The organism is Pseudomonas sp. 8Z, from assembly GCF_902506535.1.
Lineage (GTDB): Bacteria > Pseudomonadota > Gammaproteobacteria > Pseudomonadales > Pseudomonadaceae > Aquipseudomonas.
The window spans coordinates 303,102-325,282 of sequence record NZ_LR733827.1 but is presented as its reverse complement, the minus strand read 5'-3'; the positions used below and the strand labels follow the sequence as shown (position 1 = coordinate 325,282).

General features: G+C 60.0%; 18 protein-coding genes and 2 pseudogenes. 9 read left to right on the top strand and 11 right to left on the bottom strand.

What is annotated here, in order from left to right:
• Positions 1-4: 4 nt before the first annotated feature.
• Positions 5-559 carry a peptidylprolyl isomerase gene (locus AERO9A_RS14265; protein WP_159972618.1) on the top strand — a complete coding sequence of 185 codons (555 nt, stop codon included), beginning with the start codon at positions 5-7 and terminating at the stop codon, positions 557-559.
• 152 nt (positions 560-711) lie between these two features.
• Here the strand turns inward: AERO9A_RS14265 and AERO9A_RS14260 are convergent, their stop codons facing one another.
• Positions 712-1,881 (bottom strand): pectate lyase, encoded by a 1,170-nt coding sequence (locus tag AERO9A_RS14260; protein ID WP_159972617.1) that lies wholly within the window; start codon positions 1,879-1,881, stop codon positions 712-714.
• A gap of 256 nt (positions 1,882-2,137) precedes the next feature.
• On the opposite strand from AERO9A_RS14260, the pseudogene AERO9A_RS22505 reads away from it, so the two are divergent.
• Positions 2,138-3,528 (top strand): annotated as a pseudogene (locus AERO9A_RS22505) (secretin N-terminal domain-containing protein); the annotation flags it as partial.
• A 1-nt stretch (position 3,529) separates the two neighbouring features.
• Positions 3,530-4,342 (top strand): annotated as a pseudogene (locus AERO9A_RS22500) (hypothetical protein); the annotation flags it as partial.
• A gap of 72 nt (positions 4,343-4,414) precedes the next feature.
• Here AERO9A_RS22500 and AERO9A_RS14250 read toward each other — a convergent pair.
• The 3 genes from AERO9A_RS14250 to AERO9A_RS14240 form a co-directional block, all read right to left on the bottom strand.
• Positions 4,415-4,648, bottom strand: a complete 234-nt coding sequence (locus AERO9A_RS14250) for an anti-sigma factor (protein WP_159972616.1) — start codon at positions 4,646-4,648, stop codon at positions 4,415-4,417.
• On the bottom strand, positions 4,642-5,244 hold the full coding sequence (locus AERO9A_RS14245) for an RNA polymerase sigma factor (RefSeq protein ID WP_159972615.1): 603 nt from the start codon (positions 5,242-5,244) through the stop codon (positions 4,642-4,644). Before AERO9A_RS14245 ends, AERO9A_RS14250 begins: the two co-directional genes overlap by 7 nt.
• A gap of 72 nt (positions 5,245-5,316) precedes the next feature.
• The gene (locus tag AERO9A_RS14240; protein WP_159972614.1) at positions 5,317-6,438 is read right to left on the bottom strand and encodes a beta-ketoacyl-ACP synthase III; all 1,122 of its coding nucleotides are present in this window, start codon (positions 6,436-6,438) and stop codon (positions 5,317-5,319) included.
• A gap of 237 nt (positions 6,439-6,675) precedes the next feature.
• Here AERO9A_RS14240 and AERO9A_RS14235 point away from each other — a divergent pair, with 237 nt between their 5' ends.
• Positions 6,676-8,286: an FMN-binding glutamate synthase family protein gene (locus AERO9A_RS14235; RefSeq protein WP_159972613.1), complete on the top strand. Its 1,611-nt coding sequence runs from the start codon at positions 6,676-6,678 to the stop codon at positions 8,284-8,286.
• A 57-nt stretch (positions 8,287-8,343) separates the two neighbouring features.
• Here the strand turns inward: AERO9A_RS14235 and AERO9A_RS14230 are convergent, their stop codons facing one another.
• Positions 8,344-9,024, bottom strand: a complete 681-nt coding sequence (locus AERO9A_RS14230) for a phytanoyl-CoA dioxygenase family protein (RefSeq protein ID WP_159972612.1) — start codon at positions 9,022-9,024, stop codon at positions 8,344-8,346.
• Positions 9,025-9,315: 291 nt separating this feature from the next.
• Between AERO9A_RS14230 and AERO9A_RS14225 the strand changes: the two genes are divergently transcribed.
• Positions 9,316-11,049 (top strand): diguanylate cyclase domain-containing protein, encoded by a 1,734-nt coding sequence (locus AERO9A_RS14225; RefSeq protein ID WP_159972611.1) that lies wholly within the window; start codon positions 9,316-9,318, stop codon positions 11,047-11,049.
• 149 nt (positions 11,050-11,198) lie between these two features.
• On the top strand, positions 11,199-13,250 hold the full coding sequence (locus AERO9A_RS14220) for a TonB-dependent receptor (RefSeq protein ID WP_159972610.1): 2,052 nt from the start codon (positions 11,199-11,201) through the stop codon (positions 13,248-13,250).
• 62 nt (positions 13,251-13,312) lie between these two features.
• Here the strand turns inward: AERO9A_RS14220 and AERO9A_RS14215 are convergent, their stop codons facing one another.
• Entirely contained in the window at positions 13,313-14,467 is a 1,155-nt protein-coding gene (locus tag AERO9A_RS14215; protein ID WP_372239682.1) for a DUF1624 domain-containing protein, read from the bottom strand.
• A 152-nt stretch (positions 14,468-14,619) separates the two neighbouring features.
• On the opposite strand from AERO9A_RS14215, the gene AERO9A_RS14210 reads away from it, so the two are divergent.
• Positions 14,620-16,386, top strand: coding sequence for a S8/S53 family peptidase (locus AERO9A_RS14210; protein ID WP_159972608.1), 1,767 nt, complete (start codon positions 14,620-14,622; stop codon positions 16,384-16,386).
• A 9-nt stretch (positions 16,387-16,395) separates the two neighbouring features.
• Here the strand turns inward: AERO9A_RS14210 and AERO9A_RS14205 are convergent, their stop codons facing one another.
• The 3 genes from AERO9A_RS14205 to AERO9A_RS14195 all read right to left on the bottom strand — a co-directional run bounded on the left by AERO9A_RS14205 (position 16,396) and on the right by AERO9A_RS14195 (position 18,226).
• Positions 16,396-16,926 (bottom strand): GNAT family N-acetyltransferase, encoded by a 531-nt coding sequence (locus AERO9A_RS14205; protein ID WP_159972607.1) that lies wholly within the window; start codon positions 16,924-16,926, stop codon positions 16,396-16,398.
• Between the two features lie 34 nt (positions 16,927-16,960).
• Positions 16,961-17,530, bottom strand: coding sequence for a DUF1285 domain-containing protein (locus AERO9A_RS14200; RefSeq protein ID WP_159972606.1), 570 nt, complete (start codon positions 17,528-17,530; stop codon positions 16,961-16,963).
• A 93-nt stretch (positions 17,531-17,623) separates the two neighbouring features.
• The gene (locus AERO9A_RS14195) at positions 17,624-18,226 is read right to left on the bottom strand and encodes a DUF4823 domain-containing protein (protein WP_159972605.1); all 603 of its coding nucleotides are present in this window, start codon (positions 18,224-18,226) and stop codon (positions 17,624-17,626) included.
• A 214-nt stretch (positions 18,227-18,440) separates the two neighbouring features.
• Here AERO9A_RS14195 and AERO9A_RS14190 point away from each other — a divergent pair, with 214 nt between their 5' ends.
• A complete protein-coding gene (locus AERO9A_RS14190) occupies positions 18,441-19,190 on the top strand; it encodes a hypothetical protein (RefSeq protein WP_159972604.1) in 750 nt (249 codons plus the stop codon).
• Positions 19,191-19,277: 87 nt separating this feature from the next.
• Here the strand turns inward: AERO9A_RS14190 and AERO9A_RS14185 are convergent, their stop codons facing one another.
• On the bottom strand, positions 19,278-19,901 hold the full coding sequence (locus tag AERO9A_RS14185) for a TetR/AcrR family transcriptional regulator (protein ID WP_159972603.1): 624 nt from the start codon (positions 19,899-19,901) through the stop codon (positions 19,278-19,280).
• A gap of 75 nt (positions 19,902-19,976) precedes the next feature.
• On the opposite strand from AERO9A_RS14185, the gene AERO9A_RS14180 reads away from it, so the two are divergent.
• Entirely contained in the window at positions 19,977-21,110 is a 1,134-nt protein-coding gene (locus tag AERO9A_RS14180) for an aminotransferase class V-fold PLP-dependent enzyme (RefSeq protein ID WP_159972602.1), read from the top strand.
• A gap of 259 nt (positions 21,111-21,369) precedes the next feature.
• Here the strand turns inward: AERO9A_RS14180 and AERO9A_RS14175 are convergent, their stop codons facing one another.
• On the bottom strand, positions 21,370-22,155 hold the full coding sequence (locus tag AERO9A_RS14175; RefSeq protein WP_159972601.1) for a TatD family hydrolase: 786 nt from the start codon (positions 22,153-22,155) through the stop codon (positions 21,370-21,372).
• Positions 22,156-22,181: the final 26 nt, after the last annotated feature.

Below are 22,181 nucleotides of genomic sequence, written 5' to 3'. Positions count from 1 at the left end.
CATCATGCTCAAGCAACTCGCCTTCGCTGCCTGCACCCTGCTGCTGTCCTCCAACCTGCTAGCGGCGGAAAATCCCAAGGTGCTGCTGACCACCAGCGCAGGAGAAATCGAAGTGGAGCTGGCCGCCGACAAGGCACCGATCAGCACACAGAACTTCCTCAAATACGTCGACAGCGGCTTCTACAATGGCACCCAATTCCACCGGGTGATTCCCGGCTTCATGATCCAAGGTGGTGGTTTCGATGCCAATATGCGCCAAAAGGACACCGACGCGCCGATCAAGAACGAAGCAGACAACGGCCTGCACAACGTACGCGGCACCCTCGCCATGGCCCGTACTCAGGCGCGCGACTCAGCCACTAGCCAGTTCTTCATCAACCACAAGGACAACGCCTTCCTCGACCACAGCTCGCGCGACTTCGGCTATGCGGTGTTCGGTAAGGTGACCCGCGGCATGGAGGTGGTCGACAAGATCGCCCAAACCCCTACCAGCAACCGCGGCATGTACCAAAACGTACCGCGCGAGCCAGTGCTGATCATCGACGCCAAGCGTCTGTAAAACAAAAGCCCTCACCGTTCAGACGTGCACCTGAACGGTGAGGGCTTTGGCTGAGAGCAACGCTCAGCTTCGTTACCGGTGCTCTTGCGCCTCACACCTGCAGAGCTATTGCCACTGCACGGCATAAGCGTCCACAAGATCGCCAGCCGGAACTAGCTACCGCAATTGGCAGCAGTTAGCTGCGCACCGTTTTTGCCAACGCCTGCGTAATTGGCGAGCTTGTCATTAACGCACTGCGCCGAAACCGGCTGATAGGTGTATGGCAGGGATATCGGGAAAGCCCCCGTGGTCGTCCAGTTCTGCGCGTTAACACCACCTGAACCTGCGGAATCCCAGACGATGCCATACGTGGCATTGCTGGCTTCGTTGACAGTGTTGTTGTTGCGCAGATCCCACTTGCCACAATTGAGCGTATCGAAGCGGCAGGTAAGTGGGTTATTGGAGTTCTGGAACCAGTTACGCTCCACCAGCGCGAAACCGCCCGAACGAACATTGATCCCCGAACCCGTGATCCTGTCGTAGAAGTTGTTGTACATGTGCGTCCAACCACCACGCTGCAGCGGCAGGCGACCGTTCACGTTACGGTAGATGTTGTGGTGGTAGGTGACCGTACGCTGAAAGTCCGCGACGCCAGATTTCACGGTATGCCCCATCAGGCCAACCTTCTTGCTGTCGTGAATGTAGTTGTAGGACACCGTGACGTTCTGCGAATCCTTCTTGATATCCAGAGCCGACTCGAATGTCAGATCGCTGTCAGGTGAGCCCTTGCACTCGACATTCAAGGCAAACAGCTCGTTGTGATCGATCCAGACGTTAGAACTGTTGTCGACACGCAGCAGGTCGGCATCGTTGTTGGCACCGCCAAGGGCACCCATCTTCATGTTCTTGATAACGATGTTGGCGCTTTTGATCAGGGTGATACCAAAATTGGCGGAAGAGCCATTGGCCCCCTGGATAGTCACGCCCTTGGTGAATTCCTTGATCTGCACTTCACGGTAAGCGTCGTTCCAGCGTGGATTGGGGCACACACCGTCGGCGCCAGGTGTGTGATCGCGAATCACCTGATTGATCAAGGCGTCCTCGTTACCCGTGTAGGTAATGATCACCGGGTAAGCGCCACCTGAAACCTTTTTGCCGGTGGCAGGGTCGAGGCGCGCTTCGGCCAGGATGTTGTTGATCTCGGTATAGCTACTAACCGTGAAAGATCTGGCGCCACTCACATTGCCGCCATCGGTAGTGGCAAAGCCACCGGTTTGCGCAGCGAATGCCACGGTGCTTCCCATCATCATAAGTGCGGCAGTGGTTTTCTTGAGCAGATGCATTCTTATTCTCCTAGTCATCATGCAATGGCCCCTCATCCAGCCAGGAGCCGTCCATAGCCCTGGAAAGGGCCAGAACAAAGAATAGCAGCACAAACAAAAAGTTGTCGTACGTGTGACAACTTTGTCTATATTTGTGACAACCTGCACTCAGAAGAAATTTTCACAACGCAGCAGTAAAACAATTAAATCCCTTAAAAAACAACTACATAAAACGAAAACACCTTAAAAACACGCCTTAAATCCATAAGAAACTCGTATGACCAGGTTAGTAATACGCCTAAAAATAATCGTGCTAGCCCTGAGTCTCGGCCTCACCTGCCCGTCCTTCGCAGCGACGGAAAAGGAATCGGCGAACGACTGGATGATCAACCTACGTGGTGTCGATATCCGTACGTTTATCGCGCAGATTGCCGACATGACCGGCCAAACCTTCATCCTTGCGCCACAGGTCTCCGGCAAGGTGGATGTGTTCTCCAAGGCCCGTCTGCAACGCGCAGAGATCGACCAGTTGTTCTTGATGGTATTGAGCAGCCATGGCCTAAGCGCTATCACGCAAGGCAAGCAAACGAAGATCATTCCAACCACAAGCAGCCGTAGCGAAGCCAATGACGCGACAGCCCTACCCGGCCAGCTCGCCACCCGACTCATAAAGGTGCAACACCACTCTGTCACCGAGCTGTTGCCATTGCTCACGCCGATGATCAATCCCTACGGCCAGTTAAGCGCTGTGGTCTCGGCTAACGCACTGATCATCAGTGACCGCAACGCTAATATCGAACGCATCGAGGCACTGGTAAGCGAACTCGACCAACAGCGGCATCACGACCACGCCAGCATCGAGCTCATGCATGCTTCAGCGATGGACGTTTCTGCCGTGCTGCACGGCCTCATCGAGCGGGGTCAAGGCGCTGTAGGCACACAGATCATTGCCGACGCCCGCACTAATCGCCTGATTCTGCTCGGCCCGCCGCAAGCCCGTGCCAAGCTGGCCGAACTAGCCCGTTCGCTGGACACCCCCAGCAGCCGCTCGGCCAACACCCGCGTCATCCGTCTGCGCCACAACGATGCCAAGGCCCTGGCCGAAACCCTCGGCGAAATCACGGAGGGTATGAACAATCAGCAAGCTGCCGAGGCCACTGGCAAGCCCTCGAATATCCTCATTCGCGCCGATGAAAGCCTCAACGCGCTGGTGTTGTTGGCTGAGCCGGATATCGTCGCCAGCCTTGAGGAAATCGTGCGCCAGCTCGATATCCCACGCGCGCAGGTGATGGTCGAAGCCGCCATCGTCGAAATCTCTGGCGATATCAGCGATGCCCTTGGCGTACAGTGGGCCGTGGATGGCCGCGGCAATCGCGGCGGGCTCGGTGGGGTCAATTTCGCAGGTTCCGGTCTGTCTGTCGGCACCGTGCTGCAGGCGCTGCAGGACGGCGCCATCCCCGACGGCACCACCCTGCCCGACGGCGCCATTGTCGGCATCGGCAGCGACCGCTTCGGCGCACTGATCACGGCGCTATCGGCCAACAGCAAGAGCAATCTGCTGTCCACGCCCAGCTTGCTGACGCTGGACAACCAGAAAGCGGAAATCCTCGTCGGTCAGAACGTGCCCTTCCAGACCGGTTCCTACACCACGGATGCCGCCGGTTCGAGNCAGGACGGCGCCATCCCCGACGGCACCACCCTGCCCGACGGCGCCATTGTCGGCATCGGCAGCGACCGCTTCGGCGCACTGATCACGGCGCTATCGGCCAACAGCAAGAGCAATCTGCTGTCCACGCCCAGCTTGCTGACGCTGGACAACCAGAAAGCGGAAATCCTCGTCGGTCAGAACGTGCCCTTCCAGACCGGCTCCTACACCACGGATGCCGCCGGTTCGAGCAACCCCTTCACCACCATCGAGCGTAGGGATATCGGCGTCACCCTCAAGGTCGTCCCACACATCAACGACGGCGCCACGCTGCGCCTGGAGATCGAGCAGGAAATTTCTTCCATCGCCCCCAGCACCGGGCTCAACGCCCAGGCCGTCGATCTGGTGACCAATAAGCGCTCGATCAAAAGCACCATCCTCGCCGACGATGGCCAGGTCATCGTGCTCGGCGGGCTGATTCAGGACGACGTCACCGAATCGGTATCCAAGGTGCCGCTGCTCGGCGACATCCCGCTGCTCGGACGGCTGTTTCGCTCCACCCGCGAGGCACATATCAAGCGCAACCTGATGGTCTTCCTGCGGCCCACCGTCGTGCGTGATGGTGCCGGGCTGGCGGCGCTTTCCGGCAAGAAGTACAGCGATATACTTCGCTGCCCGCCTCACGACGACCAACGCATGACTCGGGGCCAAGATGATTCGCCACTTCGTTCTCGTATCGGACTTGCACCGACTACCTCTTGCCAGTTTGTACTGGCGCACACAGATTTATTTATGGCACAGCAAGCAGCCCAAACAACCACCGCAAACGGTGGATGATAAAAGCGTCATCCACCCTACGCAGTGACTTGCCCAAGTGAGCGACACCAAGCCGTCTAGCAAGCCCTCAGTTCACCCCTGATTACGCCGATCCTGCGCCAGGCGCTCAGCCAGGGCATCGAGTTCGGGTAATTCGCCCTCCGGCATCTGCCGGATCACCGCCTGGGTCAGTTTCATCTGGCGGATAAAACGCCGACAGTGGCTGCACATGGCTAGGTGTGTGCGTACAGCCAGGCGCTGGCGCAGGGTCAGTTGGCCGTCGAGAAAATCGCTGGAGTGAGCGACCAGTTCCTTGCAGGTCAGCATTGGCCTGTCTCCTCGAAATGTTCCAGAGTGGCGAAGACTTTCAGGCGTGCCCGGTGCAGCAGCACACGAGCATTAGAGAGGGAAATGTCGAGAAGATTACAGATCGCCTCCAGCTCCAGGCCCTGACGCTCGCGCAGCACCAGCACGCTGGCCTGCAACTCGGACAGGCTGGCCAGGGTGTGTTCCAGGCACTGGCGCAGTTCGTCCTCGGTGAGCAGGGCTTCGGGGCTGTCCTGATGCCAGGCATGGGGCGCCAGCAGCCAGTGGCCGTCGTCGGAAAAACGCTCGTCACCTACCGTGCCGTGCGGCGCGGCTAGGTCGTCGAGCAGCACCTCGCGGCGGTTGTGTTTGAGGCGGGTCTTGGCGGTGTTGGCGGTGATGGTCAGCAGCCAGGTCTTGAGGCTGGCGCGCTCCTGAAAACCCGCCAGGCTGCGCACCACGGCAAGCCAGGCATCCTGCACCACTTCATCGGCGTGGCGGCTGCCGACGATGGCATAGGCCACCGCACGCATCGCCCCCTGATAACGCGCGACCAGCTCGCGGTAGGCCTTCTGCTCACCGGCGAGCAGGCGGCCCAAGAGTTCGGAATCGGACATAGCACTCCCATAGGTGATGCCTGCGCACAGGTGTGAACACTCCCGTGCGCCTCAGGCATACCTACAGAGAGTTCAACGCTTGCGCAAAATTACACTGCCGATCGAATAACCGGCACCAAAGGAGCTTAGAACACCCAGGCTACCCGCCGGCAGGTCGTCCTGGTTCTTGTGCAGGGCGATCACCGAGCCAGCCGAGCTGGTGTTGGCGTGAGTGTCGAGGATCACCGGTGCCTCATGCGGCTCGGCTTCGCGCCCCAGCAGCTTGCGCGCGATCAAGAGGTTCATGTTGAGGTTGGCCTGGTGCAGCCAGAAGCGCTTGACGTCGCTGACGTTGAGCTGGTTTTCCGCCAGATGTGTGGCGATCAGCTCGGCGACCATCGGGCAAACCTCCTTGAACACCTTGCGACCTTCCTGCATGAACAGTTTGTCGCGCGCGCCCACGCCCTCTTCCGCCGCGCGGTTGAGGAAGCCGAAGTTGTTGCGGATGTTGTTGGAGAACTGGGTCAGCAACTTGGTGCCGACCACGTCGAACTGGTGCTTGGAAGTGGCCTGGTCAGCGCGTTCGATGATCACGGCAGTGGCGGCGTCGCCGAAGATGAAGTGGCTGTCACGATCACGGAAGTTGAGGTGGCCGGTGCAGATTTCCGGGTTGACCATAAGGATGGCGCGGGCCTGGCCGGTCTGGATCGCGGTGGTCGCGGCCTGGATGCCGAAAGTGGCCGAAGAACAGGCCACGTTCATGTCGTAACCCCAGCCGTCTATGCCCAGCGCGGCCTGAATTTCGATGGCCACTGCCGGATAGGCGCGCTGCAGGTTGGAGCAGGCAACAATCACCCCGTCGATATCGGCGACGGTCTTGCCAGCGCGCTCCAGCGCTTGTTTGGCGGCAGCCACGCCCATTTCACAGAGAATGCCCCACTGCTCGTTATCCCGCTCGGGGATGCGCGGCACCATGCGCTGCGGGTCGAGGATGCCGTCCTTGTCGATGACGAAGCGGCTCTTGATGCCCGACGCCTTCTCGATGAAGGCCGTGCTCGACTCGCTCAGCGCCTCGATCTCGCCACGGGCGATGGCCTCGGCGTTGTCGGCGTTGAACTGCTGCACGTAGGCATTGAAGGATGCCACCAGTTCGTCGTTGGAAATGCTGTTGGCCGGAGTGAACAGGCCGGTACCACTGATCACGACGTTATGCATGGTCATTCCTCTTCTCGGCCACTGGCGGCCTCAGGCAGTCGGCTGGCGATGAGCGCGCGAGCCGGAAATCGGGGGATGCGGGCGAAACTCTGACGACGGTTTCGCTCCGAGTCACGGAGTGTGCCACAGCGCAAAGCCATTCGTCCTCAGCCCGTGAGAGTGTCTGAACAGCCACAACCTGACCGTTTATAGCCAACTGGTCTAACATGCAGTCTGACCCGTGTTCCAGGAGCCTGCATGAACCTCTCGCTACTGAGCCGCTACGCTTTCTTCGCCTTCTGCGTTCTGTTCACTCTGGCCAGCCTGCCCTTCCTTCGCCATGAATGGCTGTGGCCGTTCACGCTGCTCAGCGGTGTGCTCAGCCTGATCGGCGTCGGCGATCTACTGCAGACCCGCCATGCGGTACGGCGCAACTATCCGATCCTCGGCAATATCCGTTATCTGGTCGAGGGCATCCGCCCGGAAATCCGCCAGTACCTGCTTGAGGGCGATGCTGAGCAACTGCCGTTCTCCCGCGCTCAGCGCTCGCTGGTCTACGCCCGCGCCAAGAACGAAGGTGCCGATAAGCCCTTCGGTACCCTACGCGATGTGTACCAGAACGGCTTCGAGTTCATCAGCCATTCCATGCGTCCGGCGCCGCTGACCGACCCCGGCAGTTTTCGTGTGGAGATCGGCGGGCCGCAGTGCAATCAGCCGTATTCGGCCTCGCTGTTCAATATCTCGGCGATGAGCTTCGGCTCACTCAGCGCCAATGCTATTCGCGCGCTGAACGAGGGCGCCAAGCTCGGCAGCTTCTACCATGACACCGGCGAAGGCAGCATCAGCCCCTACCACCGCGAGCACGGCGGCGATCTGGTGTGGGAACTGGGCAGCGGTTACTTCGGCTGCCGCGCCAGCGACGGCAGTTTCGACCCGCAGCGTTTCGCCGCCCAGGCCACCAGCCCGCAGGTGAAGATGATCGAGATTAAGCTCAGCCAGGGCGCCAAACCCGGCCACGGCGGCATTTTGCCCAAGCACAAGATCACCGAGGAAATCGCCAGCACCCGTGGCGTGCCAATGGGCGAAGATTGCGTCTCGCCGTCGCGCCACAGCGCCTTTTCCACACCGCTTGAGCTGCTGCAGTTCATCGCTCAGTTACGTGAACTGTCTGGCGGCAAACCGGTGGGTTTCAAGTTTTGCCTGGGTCACCCGTGGGAGTTCATGGGCATCGTCAAGGCCATGCTGGAGACCGAAATCCTGCCGGACTTCATCGTCGTCGATGGCAAGGAAGGCGGTACCGGCGCGGCGCCGCTGGAGTTCACCGATCACCTCGGTGTGCCGCTGCGCGAGGGTTTAATGTTCGTGCACAACACTCTGGTCGGCAGCAACCTGCGCGACAAGATCAAGCTCGGCGCCAGCGGCAAGATCGTCAGTGCCTTCGATATCGCCCGTGTGCTGGCCATCGGCGCCGACTGGGCCAACTCAGCGCGCGGTTTCATGTTCGCCATCGGCTGCATCCAGTCGCAGTCGTGCCACACCAACAAGTGCCCGACCGGTGTGGCCACGCAAGACCCGCTGCGCCAGCGCGCCCTGGTGGTCGAGGACAAGGCCCAGCGCGTCTACAACTTCCACCGCAACACGCTCAAGGCGCTGGCCGAGATGCTCGCCGCCGCCGGCCTCGACCATCCCTCGCAGATCGACGCCAAACATCTGGTGCAGCGCATGTCGGCGACCGAGATCAAGCTGTTCGCCCAGCAGCACGTTTTCCTCCAACCTGGCGAATTGCTCAGCGGTGAAATCGGCGGAGAGTTCTACCAGCGCATGTGGCGCATGGCGCGCGCCGACAGCTTCGAGCCGACACCGGCCTAATACTCAGCGGGCGCGGTGACAGATCGAGCCGCGCGGCCAAGCCTGTCGACTGCGGGTTCAGATGTCAGGCCAGGGAAAATCAGCGGGTTCGAAGCGCTCACGACTGGCCATCGCGCCCCCACGCAGGCTCTGGGTCTGTATGTGCGAGGCATATAGCGGTTCAGCGAAGTAACTGATAAGAATGGAGCGCCGCCGTGCACCGCTACGGTTAAGGCCGCCGGCGTGCAGCAAATCGGCGTCGAACACCAGGATGTCACCTGCACGCCCCGATAGCTGCACGACCTGGGATTGATCGTGGTGATCGTGCTGCAAAGCCCCCGGCGCCGGGCGATGGCTGCCAGGCACAAGACGCGTAGCGCCGTTGTCGAGGCTGTAGTCGTCGAAGAATGCCAAGGCATTGACCGTATCCCCTGGCCGTTGTGTCGACAGATCGCGATGCATTAATTGCTGCCCACCCCCCATCCGTGGCTCGCGCCCCTCCACTTGCGCCAGGAAGAAGCGCTCGCCGATCAGCTCAGCAACAGCCGCGAGCACCGACGGCAGACGGCAAACCGCCAGTACCAGTGCCTGGTGCTCAAGGCGCGAATGGTTGTATTCGCTACTGCGGGGTACCGGCCAACGATCGCTGGCCAGGATTCCTTCTTCGAAAATGCCGCGCAGATCGTCCAGCCATGCAGGGGCAATGGCGCTACGCAGCAGCACATAGCCGTCGCGATGCAATAGTTCAGGTTCTGTCATGGCGCCTCTTGTTTTGCATGTCCGTGCTCCGCTGCGTGCTATTGGCCACATTTAAAACGTGCAATTCGACCTTTTCCCGATAACGGATTTTAGCGCGCAGCCAGAATGTGGCTTATACCTGAAGGTACGCCTGTGCCAAACGTGCAACGCTCGGCCACCTGCTGAGCCAGCCAATGGCCATAGGTCGCACCGGGAACCGAGAGGGAACCCACTGCCCTGGGGCTGAGAATCTGGTGAGCCATCTCGATGAATGCATCGCATCCGAATCGCTTCAGGTTTTATCTGTACGCCATGTTTGCAGTCGTTCTGCTGCTTGGCCTGGCATTCGCCGTATTACTGCGCGAGCAAGCCCGCTACCGGCAAGCCACGGAGATTCGTGAACTGTCGCTGCACCTAACCGAGGAATTGCGCCAATCCTCAACAGACCTCGCGCGGATGGTACGCAGCTACGTGATCACCAGCGACCCGCTCTATCGTGAGCATTTCACCACAGTGGTGGCAATCCGCGAGGGACTGCAACCCAGACCAGCCAACTACAACCTGGCTTATTGGGAATTAAAAGCCATTGAGGGCGAGCAAGCACTGCATACCGAAGGGCAACCGGGGGAAACTGTCGCACTGCTAGAACTTATGCGCCGTGCGGGCTTCACCGAAGAGGAGCTGGACAAACTGATCAGTGCCAAGGGCAATTCGGATCGTCTGGTGGAAATCGAGATGCAGGCCATGTCCCTGATCGATAACCAACCGCGCTCGCACCGCGCGCGCGATCAGGCACTGACATCACTGACCGACCAGCGCTTCATCACCCTAAAGGTGCAAGTGATGCAACCGATCATTGAAGCCCAGCAGATGGTCGTACAGCGTACTCAGGAGGCTGTCGACACGGCCCAACAGCGCCTCTCGATAGCCACTCTGTTCCTATTTCTGATGACCGGTTCGCTGGTGGTGCTGATCCCATTGCTGGGCCGGGAAATCCGCCGCCTAATCGGCTGCTCGGTGCAGGAACTGTATAGCACCATCGGCCGCCTGGGCCGCGGCGACTTCCTGACCCCAATAAGCGCTGCAGAAGGCGACAGCGTGCTGAGCTGGATCGCCCGCACGCAACGCCAGTTGGCATCGCTCAACCTGATGCATTTCAAGGCCATCGTCGAATCATCGGACGATGCCATCATCAGCAAGACAACCGAGAGCATCATCGCCAGTTGGAACACAGGTGCTGAACGCATCTTCGGCTATAGCGCCGACGAGATGATCGGCAGCTCGATCCGCCGCCTTATCCCGCCAGAACGCGCCTTCGAGGAAGACGAGATTCTGGAGAAGATCCGAAACGGCGAGAAGGTGTCGCACTTCGAAACGCAGCGCAGGCATCGCGACGGTCACCTAATCGACATATCTGCGACAATTTCACCGATATACAGCGAAGATGGCCACATTATCGGCGCATCCAAGATTGCCCGCGACATCACCCAGGCCAAAGCGGCAGAAGCTGAGATTCATCGCCTGGCCTTCTACGACACCCTGACCGGCCTGGCCAACCGCCGCTTGCTAATGGACAGACTGACACAAAGCATCTGCCACTATCGGCGCAATCACAGCGCATTCGCCTTGCTGTTTCTCGACCTGGACGACTTCAAGAAGGTCAATGACAGCCTTGGCCATGAAGCCGGTGACGCATTGCTGGAACAAGTCGGCGAGCGCTTGCGCGAAAGCCTACGCGCATCGGATACCGCCGCGCGCCTTGGCGGCGACGAATTTGTACTGCTGATCAACCTGCACCAAATCCCGGCATCCGACACGCAATGGCTGTACAAAGTGGTGGAGAAAGTCAGAAAGCGCCTGACCGAGCCCTACCAGTTGGCTGAGCATTTGCACCACTGCAGCACCAGCATTGGTGGCGTGATCTACAAAGGGCAGGCCTGCACGGCTTCGGAGCTGCTACAGCAAGCCGACCAGGCGATGTACCAGGCCAAACACAGCGGTAAAAACCAATTCCATCTCTACGACGGAGCGATCCATAGTCGCTGAGCAAGCCGCGACGCGACGCTGATACGCCTGGGGGTACAGGGGACAACACCATAAAGGTTATGATATAACATATTTATTCATTATCTAAAAACCTCTCCTTTGCAGCACCTCCCCACCCCATCCCATCGCACCGCACACTAGGAATCTCCATGAAAGCCACTTCGGCATCGGTTGCCGTCCTGACTGCCTTATTCACCGCCGATCTGCACGCCGAGTCAGCCGGCGGCTCAACCCTCTCACTGGGTGAACTTACCGTAACCCCCAGCCACAATGGCCCACTGCTCACCGACAGCATTCTGACCTCGGTAGACATCTTGGCTAGCGACAAGATCGAAGATAAGAACGTGAGCAACAGTTGGGAGCTACTGGGCCAGATGCCCGGCATCCAACTGACCGAAACGCGCATGGGCGCCGAATCCGGCAAGGTCACCTTCCGCGCCTTCAACGGCGAAGGCTACATCAATGGCATCAAGACCCTGATCGACGGCATTCCGAGCAACGTCAACAGCGGCAACCAGCGCTTTATCGACATGATTTTCCCGCTGGACATCGACTACATCGAGGTGGTGCGCGGCACCAACGATCCGCGCTATGGCCTGCACAACATCGGCGGCAACATCAACTTCGTCACGCGCCAGGGCGGCAACTACAGCGATGGCCGCCTGACCTACGGCAGCTTCGACACCCGCGAAGTGCAACTGGCGGTCGGTCACGAAGAAGGCAACTTCGCGCAGAACTACTTCATGGCAAAGCAGGACTCGCAGGGGGTTCGCGAGCACAGCGCGTCGAACAAGTACTCGCTCGGCGGCAAGTGGTTCGTCAGCGACGACGAGCAAACCATGAAGCTCGGCGTGATCGCCCGCCTCTACCATCATCAGGCTGAGGAAGCAGGCTTCCTCACTGCCGAGCAGTTGGCCGCCAGCCGCAGCCAGTCACCGGCCAAAAACGACAACGACGGCGACGACCGTGACATGAAGCACCTCAGCGCGCATGCTGACTTCCAGCTCAACGATGACCTGAGCCTGAGCAACAAGCTGTATTTCAACAGTTACGACGATGACCGTACCGTGACCTTTACCGACTACCCGCTCGGTAACGCCCCGCGCCAACGGCGCCAGTGGCAGGAACGGCAGACAGGCATGCTCAGTAACCTGACCTGGCACGCCCACGAGATGCTCACCCTCGATGGCGGCATCAACTACGAGCAGCAGAGCAGCGAATACCGCCGCTATCGCTACAACTTCGGCATCCCCACCGACTTCGATGCAACGCCTGCACGCACACAAAACGATGACAGCTACACGCTGTACAACACGGGCGCTTACGTTCAGGCGATCATCCAGCCGACTGAGCAGTTGAAGATCATTCCGGCCTACCGGGTCGATCAGTTCTCGGGCAATACCGAGTTGATGAGCGGCGTAAAAGGTAAGTTGCAGGACTATGGCTGGATCGAACAGCCCAAGCTCAGCGTGATCTACAGCCTGACGCCGGACGTAAACGTCTACGCCAACTGGGGCCGTACCTTCCAGATACTTACTGGCTCGGACGGCGCGGCTTACCTCACCCCCGGTCAGACCGCCTACGCGCCATCGATCAACACCGGCAAGGAGCTGGGGGTGAAATTCCAACCTTTTGCCGACTCCCAAGCGCGCATCGCCGTGTGGCGACAAGACGCCACTGACGAGGTTTCCAACATGCCGGCGACCGGCACTACGGTCGGCTTAGGCAAGACTCGCCGCCAAGGCATCGACCTGCAACTGTCCGTACAGGTCAACGAACAATGGCGCGTCTGGGGCTCGCATTCCATCCAGGAAGCCAAGGTGATCAGCGCCTTTAGCGCAGGCGGCCAATCGCTGGCCGGTAAAGAGGTGTTCTCCACACCGCGCTACGTCAGCAACCTTGGCGCCGACTATCAGTTCAACGATGCCTGGCGCTTCGGTCTGCAAGCCCGCGCCCAGGGCGACTACTACATCGACACACTCAATGAGCAAGGCAAGTACGGCGGCTTCGCGGTACTGGACGCCAACGTGCATTACCAGCTATCGGCCAGCACCAGCCTGGATCTGCAAGTGAAGAACCTGACCGATAGCGAATACGAGTACGTGTGGTTCGACAACTTCTTCTGGGGTGGCGACGATCGGCCGATGTTCTCCCCTGCCCCAGGCCGTTCCGCTTACCTGTCAGTGAATATGAAGCTGTAACCCATGCACCCAACGAAAAGGCCAGGTTAAACCTGGCCTTTTCGTCTGCGTAAGGCGGCCTGTCAGAGGTACTTCAACCAGGAAATATCGCGACGCCGCGCCTTGAGCCGGGCAAACCACTGTGTAGGCGCGAACAACAGCACGGCCAGCAGCAGTGTCGCCGCCCAGACCCAGAGCACCGAATCGAAGCCAAAGTAATGGCCCTGGTTCGCCCCCCAGATAGCGAAAGCCGCCAGGTAAATCAGTTTCAACACATACAGGTGCAGCAGATAGAAGAACATCGGCGCACTGCCGAACACCGCCAGCGTACGCACCAGTCGCTCATCATTACGCCGCTCGAAATACGCCAGCAACAGCAGGCCGACACCCAGCGTCAGCGCCAGGAACAACAGCGACGGCGGGTATTTGGTGATATTGAACAGGCCCATCAACGTCTGCTGCCACGTTGCTTCGACTGCCCAAGGCTTCTCGCCATAGACGTTTACCAGGCGCAGCACGACAAATACGGCCAGTGCGCCAAAGCCTACCGTGCGCAAAGCCTGCAGCCGCTGCTGAGGCACGCTCGACCAACGAAACCAGGGGCCGATCACGTAGCCCAGAGCAATTACGCCGATCCACGGCAACACAGGATAGGAAGTGCGCAGGCGTAGCGAATCGGACAGCTCGATCCAGCCACGATCATGCAGCACTGCCCAGGGGATATGCATGGCCGACTCAGGCGCAAAATGCAGCCCATCGAGCAGGTTGTGCCCGGCCACCAGCACCAGGCCCAGCACGGCCAACAGCGCACGCGGCAACCACAGCAACAACGACAGCGCCAGCATGCTAAGGCCAATGGCCCAGATCACCTGCAGATAGATCACCGTGGGCGGAAACTGGAACGTCCAGGCGAAATTCACCAGGGTTATCTCCAGCACCACGAGGAACAGGCCACGCTTGAACAGGAAGGCACTGGTCGCCGCCCGACTCATCTGCTTCTCGCCATAGAGAAACGCCGACAGGCCGGTCAGCAAGATGAACACCGGTGCACAGAGGTGCGCCAGGGTGCGACTGAAGAACAGCGCCGGATCGGTGGCCGTCACATCCATCGGATCCCCCACCTGCATATGCAGGTAGAAGGTTTCGCGAACGTGATCGAGCAGCATGAAGAGGATGACCAAGCCGCGCAGGGCATCGATCGAAAGCAGACGATTGGAGGACATGGATCGCTTCGACATTGGGCTAAGAACAAACGTAATACTATAACTTTTATTGATTGAAACGGAGTGACTGAGCGCTACATAGGCGAACATCGGCAAGAAGCACCCGTCTGAACGAAGCCTGGCCACAGCAGTCGGAAAGCAGAACAGCCGCCACGGAGCCTCGCCCTATGCAGCCGAACCGCGCCCTGCTCTGCGCTTTTTTCATGGCCTTGCTCAGCCCACTGGCAGACGCCGCAGAAGCCCTGCGTATCAAGAGCCTGCAGCGCTGCGGCGACCTGCTCGACAACCAGCACCAGGACTGGTGCCTACAGGTACGCGGGCTCGGCAGCACGCTACCGAAACTGCATCTCGGCGAAAGCACTCTGCCCGCCTCGCTCGTACGCCGCAGCGAAGGCGGTTTGCGTCTGCAGTTGAGCGCGGCTCAATACCGCAGTGCAGCGCTTTGGCTGGAGGATGGTGAACGGGTCAGCAACCCGGTATGGCTGTCGCTCAACAGCAGCCACGTGCTCGCTGCCACGCCCGATGAGGTGGCGAAGAACATGGATGGACTGACCACTTATGTAGACCTGGTCAGCGTTCTGATCGAGGAGAGCCACGAAGGCCGCGATGAGGCCAGCCGTCTGGCAAAAAAATACGGCGCCGAGGTGGTCGGCGCCATCCCACCGCTGAACACCTACCAATTGCGCCTGCCGGTGAAGGACCTCACCGAACGCGATGCCCTGGTGCTGCGCATCGGCAGCGAAACCAGCGTCGATGCCGTGGTGGTCGAGGAAAGCGCCCCGGAATCTGGCCAGGAAGCCGAAGCGGGGCGCGCGCCAAGGCCGCAGAGGAACTCGGAAGAATGGGCGGCGAACCGTTTCGCCGATGCGGTGAACTACTACCGTCGGCGCCTTCCTGCTGGCAACGCCCCCATCGAGCCCAAGCCAATTCGCGTCGGCGTGATCGAACGTGACGTCGATTTCGACGCGCCAGACTTTGTCGACTACTTGGGCGCCTGCCCCGACGGCAAACCGCGCACCTGCCTCTACGCCCGTGATGCCGAGCAGCCGGACGGCCACGGCAGTACGGTCGCCGGTATTCTCGCCGCGCACTGGGACAAGGGCGGCAATACCGGCTTCCTGCGTGGGCTGGACAAGACCAGCAACGGCTTCGAAGTGATCGTCGAGCGCAACTCCGATGCCGGCATCACCGCCAATATCGCCGCCTCGGTCAACCTGGTCGAAGATGGCGTGCGCGCACTCAACTGGAGTTGGGGCATCCACCGCGTCGGCACGCGAAACGTCGAGGGCGACGAGATCGACTCACTGGTGCGTTCTGGCATCGCCATGAGCGGTTACGAGGAACTGCTGGAGGAGTTCTTCCTGTGGCTGCGCAAGGAGCACCCGGACGTGCTGGTGGTCAACTCCGCGGGCAACGGCTCGTCCTTCTCCGGGCGCGACGAATACCGCCTGCCCTCCTCCTTCATCACCGAGCAGTTGCTGGTGGTCGGCGGGCACCAGCGCAGCGAAAGGCCGGACGTCGCCGTGGACGACCCGGCCTACGTGGTCAAACGCAACTCGTCGAACGTCGACATGCGCGTCGACATCACCGCAGCAGCCTGCGCCCGTGCCTCCACCCGCGAACCCGATGCGACCGGCGAAGTGCATTGCGGCACGTCCTACGCCACGCCGATGGTCACCGGCATCGTCGCCGCCATGCTGTCGATCAACCCGCGCCTGCAGCCCGAGCAACTGCGCATGCTGCTGCGACGCAGCGCCATGACCATCGGCGGTGACTACGACTTCGAACCAATGGATGCCGAAGACCTCACCGCCCCCATCCTGCCATCGGAACGCAACTACCAACTGACCGACAAGGACGTTGGCCGCTCGGCGCGGCTGGATATGCAGAAGGCGCTGGATCTGGCGGTACAGAGTCGGGATCGGGTGCGTTGAGCACGCGGCTCAAGCCTCGGGTAGCCGCTCATACAACTCGACCGGTTCAACCTTGCCCTGGTGGCCACATGTACTGTGCCCCAGACCCAGATGGCGGAAACCGGCCTTGAACAGCACGCGCCCGGATTGTGGATTGCGCGCCAGATGGCTGGCATGCAGGCGGCGCAGGCGCAATTGCTGGAAGGCGAAGTCGACCAGCGCATTGCACGCCTCACTGGCGTAACCACGACTCCAAAACGGTACGCCGATCCAGTAACCGACCTCGGCCTCGCCACGCGCGATGTCTTGCAGCGACATACTGCCGACCAAGCGCCCACCGTCCGACTCGGTGATGATGAAGTGAGCTGCCGTACCACTGGCCCAATCCTGAGCGCAGCGTTCGATCCACTGCTGCGCCAACTCGGCCGGGTACGGATGGGGAATGCTGCTGGTAACGTCGGCAATACGAAAATCCCCCGCCAGGCGCTGCACCTCGGCGGCATCCTCAAGCTGCGGCGTGCGCAAGGTCAGGCGTTCGGTTTCAATGCGATGTTCGTTCATTCCCCACTCCTGTCAAACCGCCTACCGAGAGCGTTCAGCGCGGAGAAGGCCCAATAGGATAGAACTGCCCACAGCTCCATACCCCAAGCCAAGGTTCACCATCGACCTCACGCTCCACTGCCAGCTCCACCAACTGGTAGAACACATTGCGATGAATCAGTGCTTCGAGGTTACGTCGTACAAGAATATAGGGCGAGGGTTCGAGTGTCGCAGGATCGATCTCAACGCGAATCGGATGCTCCGTATCGGCCACGACCTCATCCTCGACATTGGTGGTAAAGCGCAGCACCTGCGCCTGACCGTCGCCCTCGACCTGTAAGGTCACCGCCACGAAGGGCGCATCCTCGACCTGAATGCCCACCTTCTCCACCGGGGTAATCAGGAAGTAGTCATCGCCATCGCGGCGGATGATGGTGGAAAACAAGCGCACCATGGGTTTACGGCCGATGGGCGTGCCCAGGTAATACCATGTGCCATCGCGGGCGATACGCATGTCGATATCGCCGCAGAAATCCGGGTTCCACAGGTGCACGGGAGGCAACCCTTTGCCCTCACCCTTGGGAATTTGCGCCAGCAGGTCGCCTGCCTTGCCTGGATCGCTCATGTTCTGCCCTCGTCCACGTTACTACGAGCCGACGAGCATACACCGTGAGAGCGGCTTTAGCCGCGACCGGCAAGGTTACGCAGTGCTACAGGCTCAGCGCGCCACGCCCAGCAAGCTGCGCGCGTAATCCTCCAGCGGCGGGCCGATGAGATCCTGTGGCTGCGCGTCATAGAACGTCAGGAATCCGCCACGGCTGCGTATGCGCGCACTGTCGACAAGAAAGCGCGTGTTGGTTTCGATCAGCATTAGCTGAATCACCGCTCGGTCGGTGCCCAGACGATCCAGCGCCTCTTGATCCTCCCACTCCTCCTCGGTGCCGATGCGGTCGTCGCTGTAGGCAAAGCGGCTGTAGAGCAGGTAGTGGGCCCCCGCTGAGCGTGCTTCGCTCATTGCCTGCTCCAACCCCAGCGGCTGCTTGGCCCGACGCACCAATGGGAAGTACTGGACGAAGCCTTTGAACGCTTCCTCAGCCACCACGTTGGGGCGCGGGTAGCCATGCCCCGGCGGCACGAAATGCCCCTGGGCAATGTAGATGAAGGAATCCTGCTGCAAACGCCGCGAGGCCATGCGCTCGGTACGCCCATGGTCGAGAACCCCGGCATCACGCAGATGGTACTCAGCGCCACTGGCCAGGTCGCTGACCTTCATGCAACCGCTAAGGCCTAACAGCGCCAGCAGGAGAAACAGGTTACGCATGAATCAATCCTCCACAGGCCGGTGACGGAAAACCGGCAGATATGCCAAGGATGCAGATTCTGCGCCAGCCACTGCCAAGCCCCCAACCGGGCACTGCGCGATGATGGATCACGGCTTTGACGTATTTTTCATGCGTTTTTGACAGGGCCTCGACATCCACCTGCTTAGGCTGCCAACACCTGCCAAACCCCTTGGCACAGCACGAGGCGCGCCCATGAACAAGCTCCCCCAGATAACCCTGGCCTTTTGGGTCATGAAAATCTGTGCAACCACACTCGGCGAAACCGCAGGCGATTTGCTATCGATGACCCTCGATATTGGTTACGCGCTCAGCTCATTACTGTTGATCAGCCTGTTCGTCGTTTCGCTGCTTGGCCAATTGCGTGCGCGCAGCTATCAACCGGCGCTCTACTGGACGGTCATTCTCACCACCAGCACGGCCGGCACAACGATATCGGACTTCATGGATCGCTCGCTTGGCCTGGGTTATGCCGCAGGCGCGCTGGTGCTCGTCAGCCTGCTGGCTAGCGTATTACTGGCTTGGCACCTGAGCGAAAAATCACTGGCGGTGGATCACATCTCCAACCGTCGCGGAGAGCTGTTCTACTGGGGCGCTATTCTGGTTTCCAATACGTTGGGTACGGCGCTAGGTGATTACCTGGCCGATGATTCAGGCCTGGGCTTCGCTGGCGGCGCGCTACTGATTGGTAGCTTGCTGGCGATTGTCGCTCTGGCCTACTACCGCACGAAGCTGTCGCGCGTGGCCTTGTTCTGGATCGCCTTCGTGCTCACCCGCCCCTTCGGCGCCACTCTTGGCGATGTGCTGACCAAAAGCACGGAAAAAGGCGGCCTGGATCTGAGCACCATCGGCTCCTCCGCAGTACTGGCGAGCGTTCTTGCAGTCATGGTCTGCCTGGCCATCTGGGCGCAACGCATGACGCCGGTAGCCATCCGTAGCGAGTAACGCGCCACAGCCAGTAGAGCCAAGTGCTGGAGCACATAACATCGCCACCTGGCCACGGTACAAAACCATGGCCGGGTGGTTGGACACTCAAGCGTCGCGCTTGCGCTTGTTACCCATGCGAACACCAATGTCCATCAGGAACTGGAAGAAGCCTTCCTGATCTTCCAGTACATTGCTCCAGAACGGCGAGTGATACAGCGCCACGGCGCCATGCACCAGCGCCCAGGCGGCGCAGTAGTGGAAGTATGGCGGCACGTCTTCCAGCTTGCCTTCGGCGATACGGCCCTTGATCAACTGGGTCAGGCGCTCGAAGTTGGAAGCGCGGATCTTGTGCAGTTGCTCGACCATCTCTGGCACCTGATTGCCCTTGACCACTTTTTCCTCGAGGCGGTCGAACAGGCGATAGCGCTGCGGATCGCGCATGCGGAACTCGAAGTAGGCGCGCGACAGCGCCTCCTTGTCCCGGTCGACGTCAGACGAGTGCAACAACTCGTTCAAATCGCACTCATAGTCGAGCATCAGGCGCAGGTAAATCTCCGCCTTCGACTTGAAATGCTTATAAATAGTGCCTTTGCCGATACCCACCGCGTCGGCGATCATCTCGACGGTAACGCTGTCTTCCCCTTCCTCGAGGAAGAGTTTCAGTGCGGTGTCGAGAATCTCTTGTTCACGGCGACGAAATTCGCGGACCTTACGAGGTTCTTTCTGCATAAAGAGACTGCGGAGTCAAAATTCGAAGCCGCACATTATGCCTAAATGTAGCCAAATTGCACGGATCATCCGACCATGTACGAGTTTCATGATGAGTTCCCGCAAGAACCCGGCCTGTGTTATCTGAACCACGCGGCGGTGGCCCCCTGGCCCAAGCGCAGTGCTGAAGCGGTGCGACGCTTCTGCGAAATGAACGTAACCTACGGCGCGCGTGACTATCCAGACTGGCTGAAGCTTGAGAAAACACTACGCGAACGCTTGACCCGCCTGCTAAATGCACCAAGCACGAGTGACATAGCTCTGGTCAAAAACACATCAGAAGCACTGTCCTTCGTCGCCTTCGGCCTGGACTGGCGCGCGGGCGACCAGGTCATCATCAGTGACGAAGAATTTCCCTCCAACCGCATCGTCTGGTTGGCACTGGCGGCACAAGGTGTGGAGGTCATCGAAGTTAGCCTCAAGGGTGCAGACCCCGAAGGCGCCCTACTCGCTGCCTTCACCCCGCGGACACGCTTGCTGGCGATCAGCGCCGTGCAATTCGCCAGCGGTATGCGCCTGGATCTGCCACGCCTAGGCCAGGGCTGCCGTCAGCATGGCGTACTGTTTTGCATTGATGCGATTCAGCAACTCGGCGCCCAGCCTTTCGACGTCCAGGCCTATGACTGCGACTTCGCCATGGCCGACGGCCATAAGTGGATGCTCGGCCCGGAAGGGCTCGGCGTATTCTATTGCCGCCGTTCGGTACGTCCGACGCTCAAGTTGCATGAGTACGGCTGGCACATGCTCGAACATGCTGGCGACTACAATCGCCAAGACTGGCAACCGGCCCACAGCGCACGCCGCTTCGAGTGTGGCAGCCCGAACATGCTGGGCGCCTTCGCGCTGGAGGCAAGCTTGTCACTGCTCGATGAAGTCGGCATGGATGAGGTCAGCAAACGACTGGAAGAACGGGTCAAGCACCTGACCGACGGCATACGCCAGCTTCCAGGTGCCACGCTGCACAGCCCTCTCTCTTCAGAACGCAGGGCCGGGATCGTTAACTTCAGCCTGGCGGGTTGGGATAACAACGCGCTGCACCAGCGTCTACGTGACGAGCAAATCGTCTGTATCCAACGTGGCAGAGGTGTTCGTCTGTCGCCTCACTTTTACACCAGTGAGCACATAATTGAGCAGACTTTGGCTCGACTAACCCAGGCGACAAAAGGGTAAGCACTCAGCAGCGTCTGCGGTATTCCAAATCTGTTTAAAAAACATCCAAAACGGCCTGGACGGTTAGCCAGCCTGACCGATACTGAACGTACTGGTGTGCGGCGTCTCCCCCAAGCGCCCCACCGGCCAAGACAGCGTGGATTGCGTGTCTTGCTTTACTCCTAATGGTCTTGACCCGGATTCACCCCCCAGAATCCGGGTTTTTTTTGCCTCCACACTGGCCCGCTAGCGTAGAGCCCCGGCTTACCTGCGAGTCCGCTTATTGACTCACGCTAGCCAGAGGGAACAGGCGCTTGAAGTTGCTGGACGTCTGCTCAGCCAACACCTCGTAACTTACGCCACGCAGCACGGCCAGATACTCGGCCACCTCACGCACGTACTGCGGCAGATTGGGCTTACCGCGATGCGGCACAGGTGCGAGGTATGGCGAGTCGGTTTCCACCAACAGCCGGTCCGTCGGCACCTGGCGCGCCACTTCACGTAGCGCCTCGGCATTGCGGAAGGTGACGATGCCCGAGAGCGAGATGTAGAAGCCAATGTCCAGCGCGGCCTTGGCCATTTCCCAATCTTCGGTGAAACAGTGCAGCACCCCGGCTTGCGGCAGCGCCGCTTCGCGCAACAGGGCCAGGGTATCGGCCCGCGCCTCGCGGGTGTGCACGATCACAGGTTTGCCGGTGATACGAGCGGCGTCGAGATGCAGACGGAACGAGGCTTGCTGCAACTGCGCGGATTCAGGCTCGTAGTGGTAATCCAGACCGGTTTCACCAATGGCCACCACCTTCGGATGGGCCAACTCACTCAACAGCCAGTCCAGCGCAGGCTCTGCCCCTGGCTCCAAGTCCAGCGGATGCACGCCCACCGAACAATCGACGTCGGCATAGCGCTCGGCCAGGTTCTTTACCGTAGCAGCATTGTCGGCACTCACGCCGATGCACAGGAAGTGCCCAACCCCTGCAGCGCGCGCCGCATCGAGAGCAGCATCCAGCGAGCCGCCATGGGCAGCGAGGTCAAGACGATCAAGGTGGCAGTGGGAGTCGATAAGCATTAGGAAAAGCCTCAAACGGTTAGCTT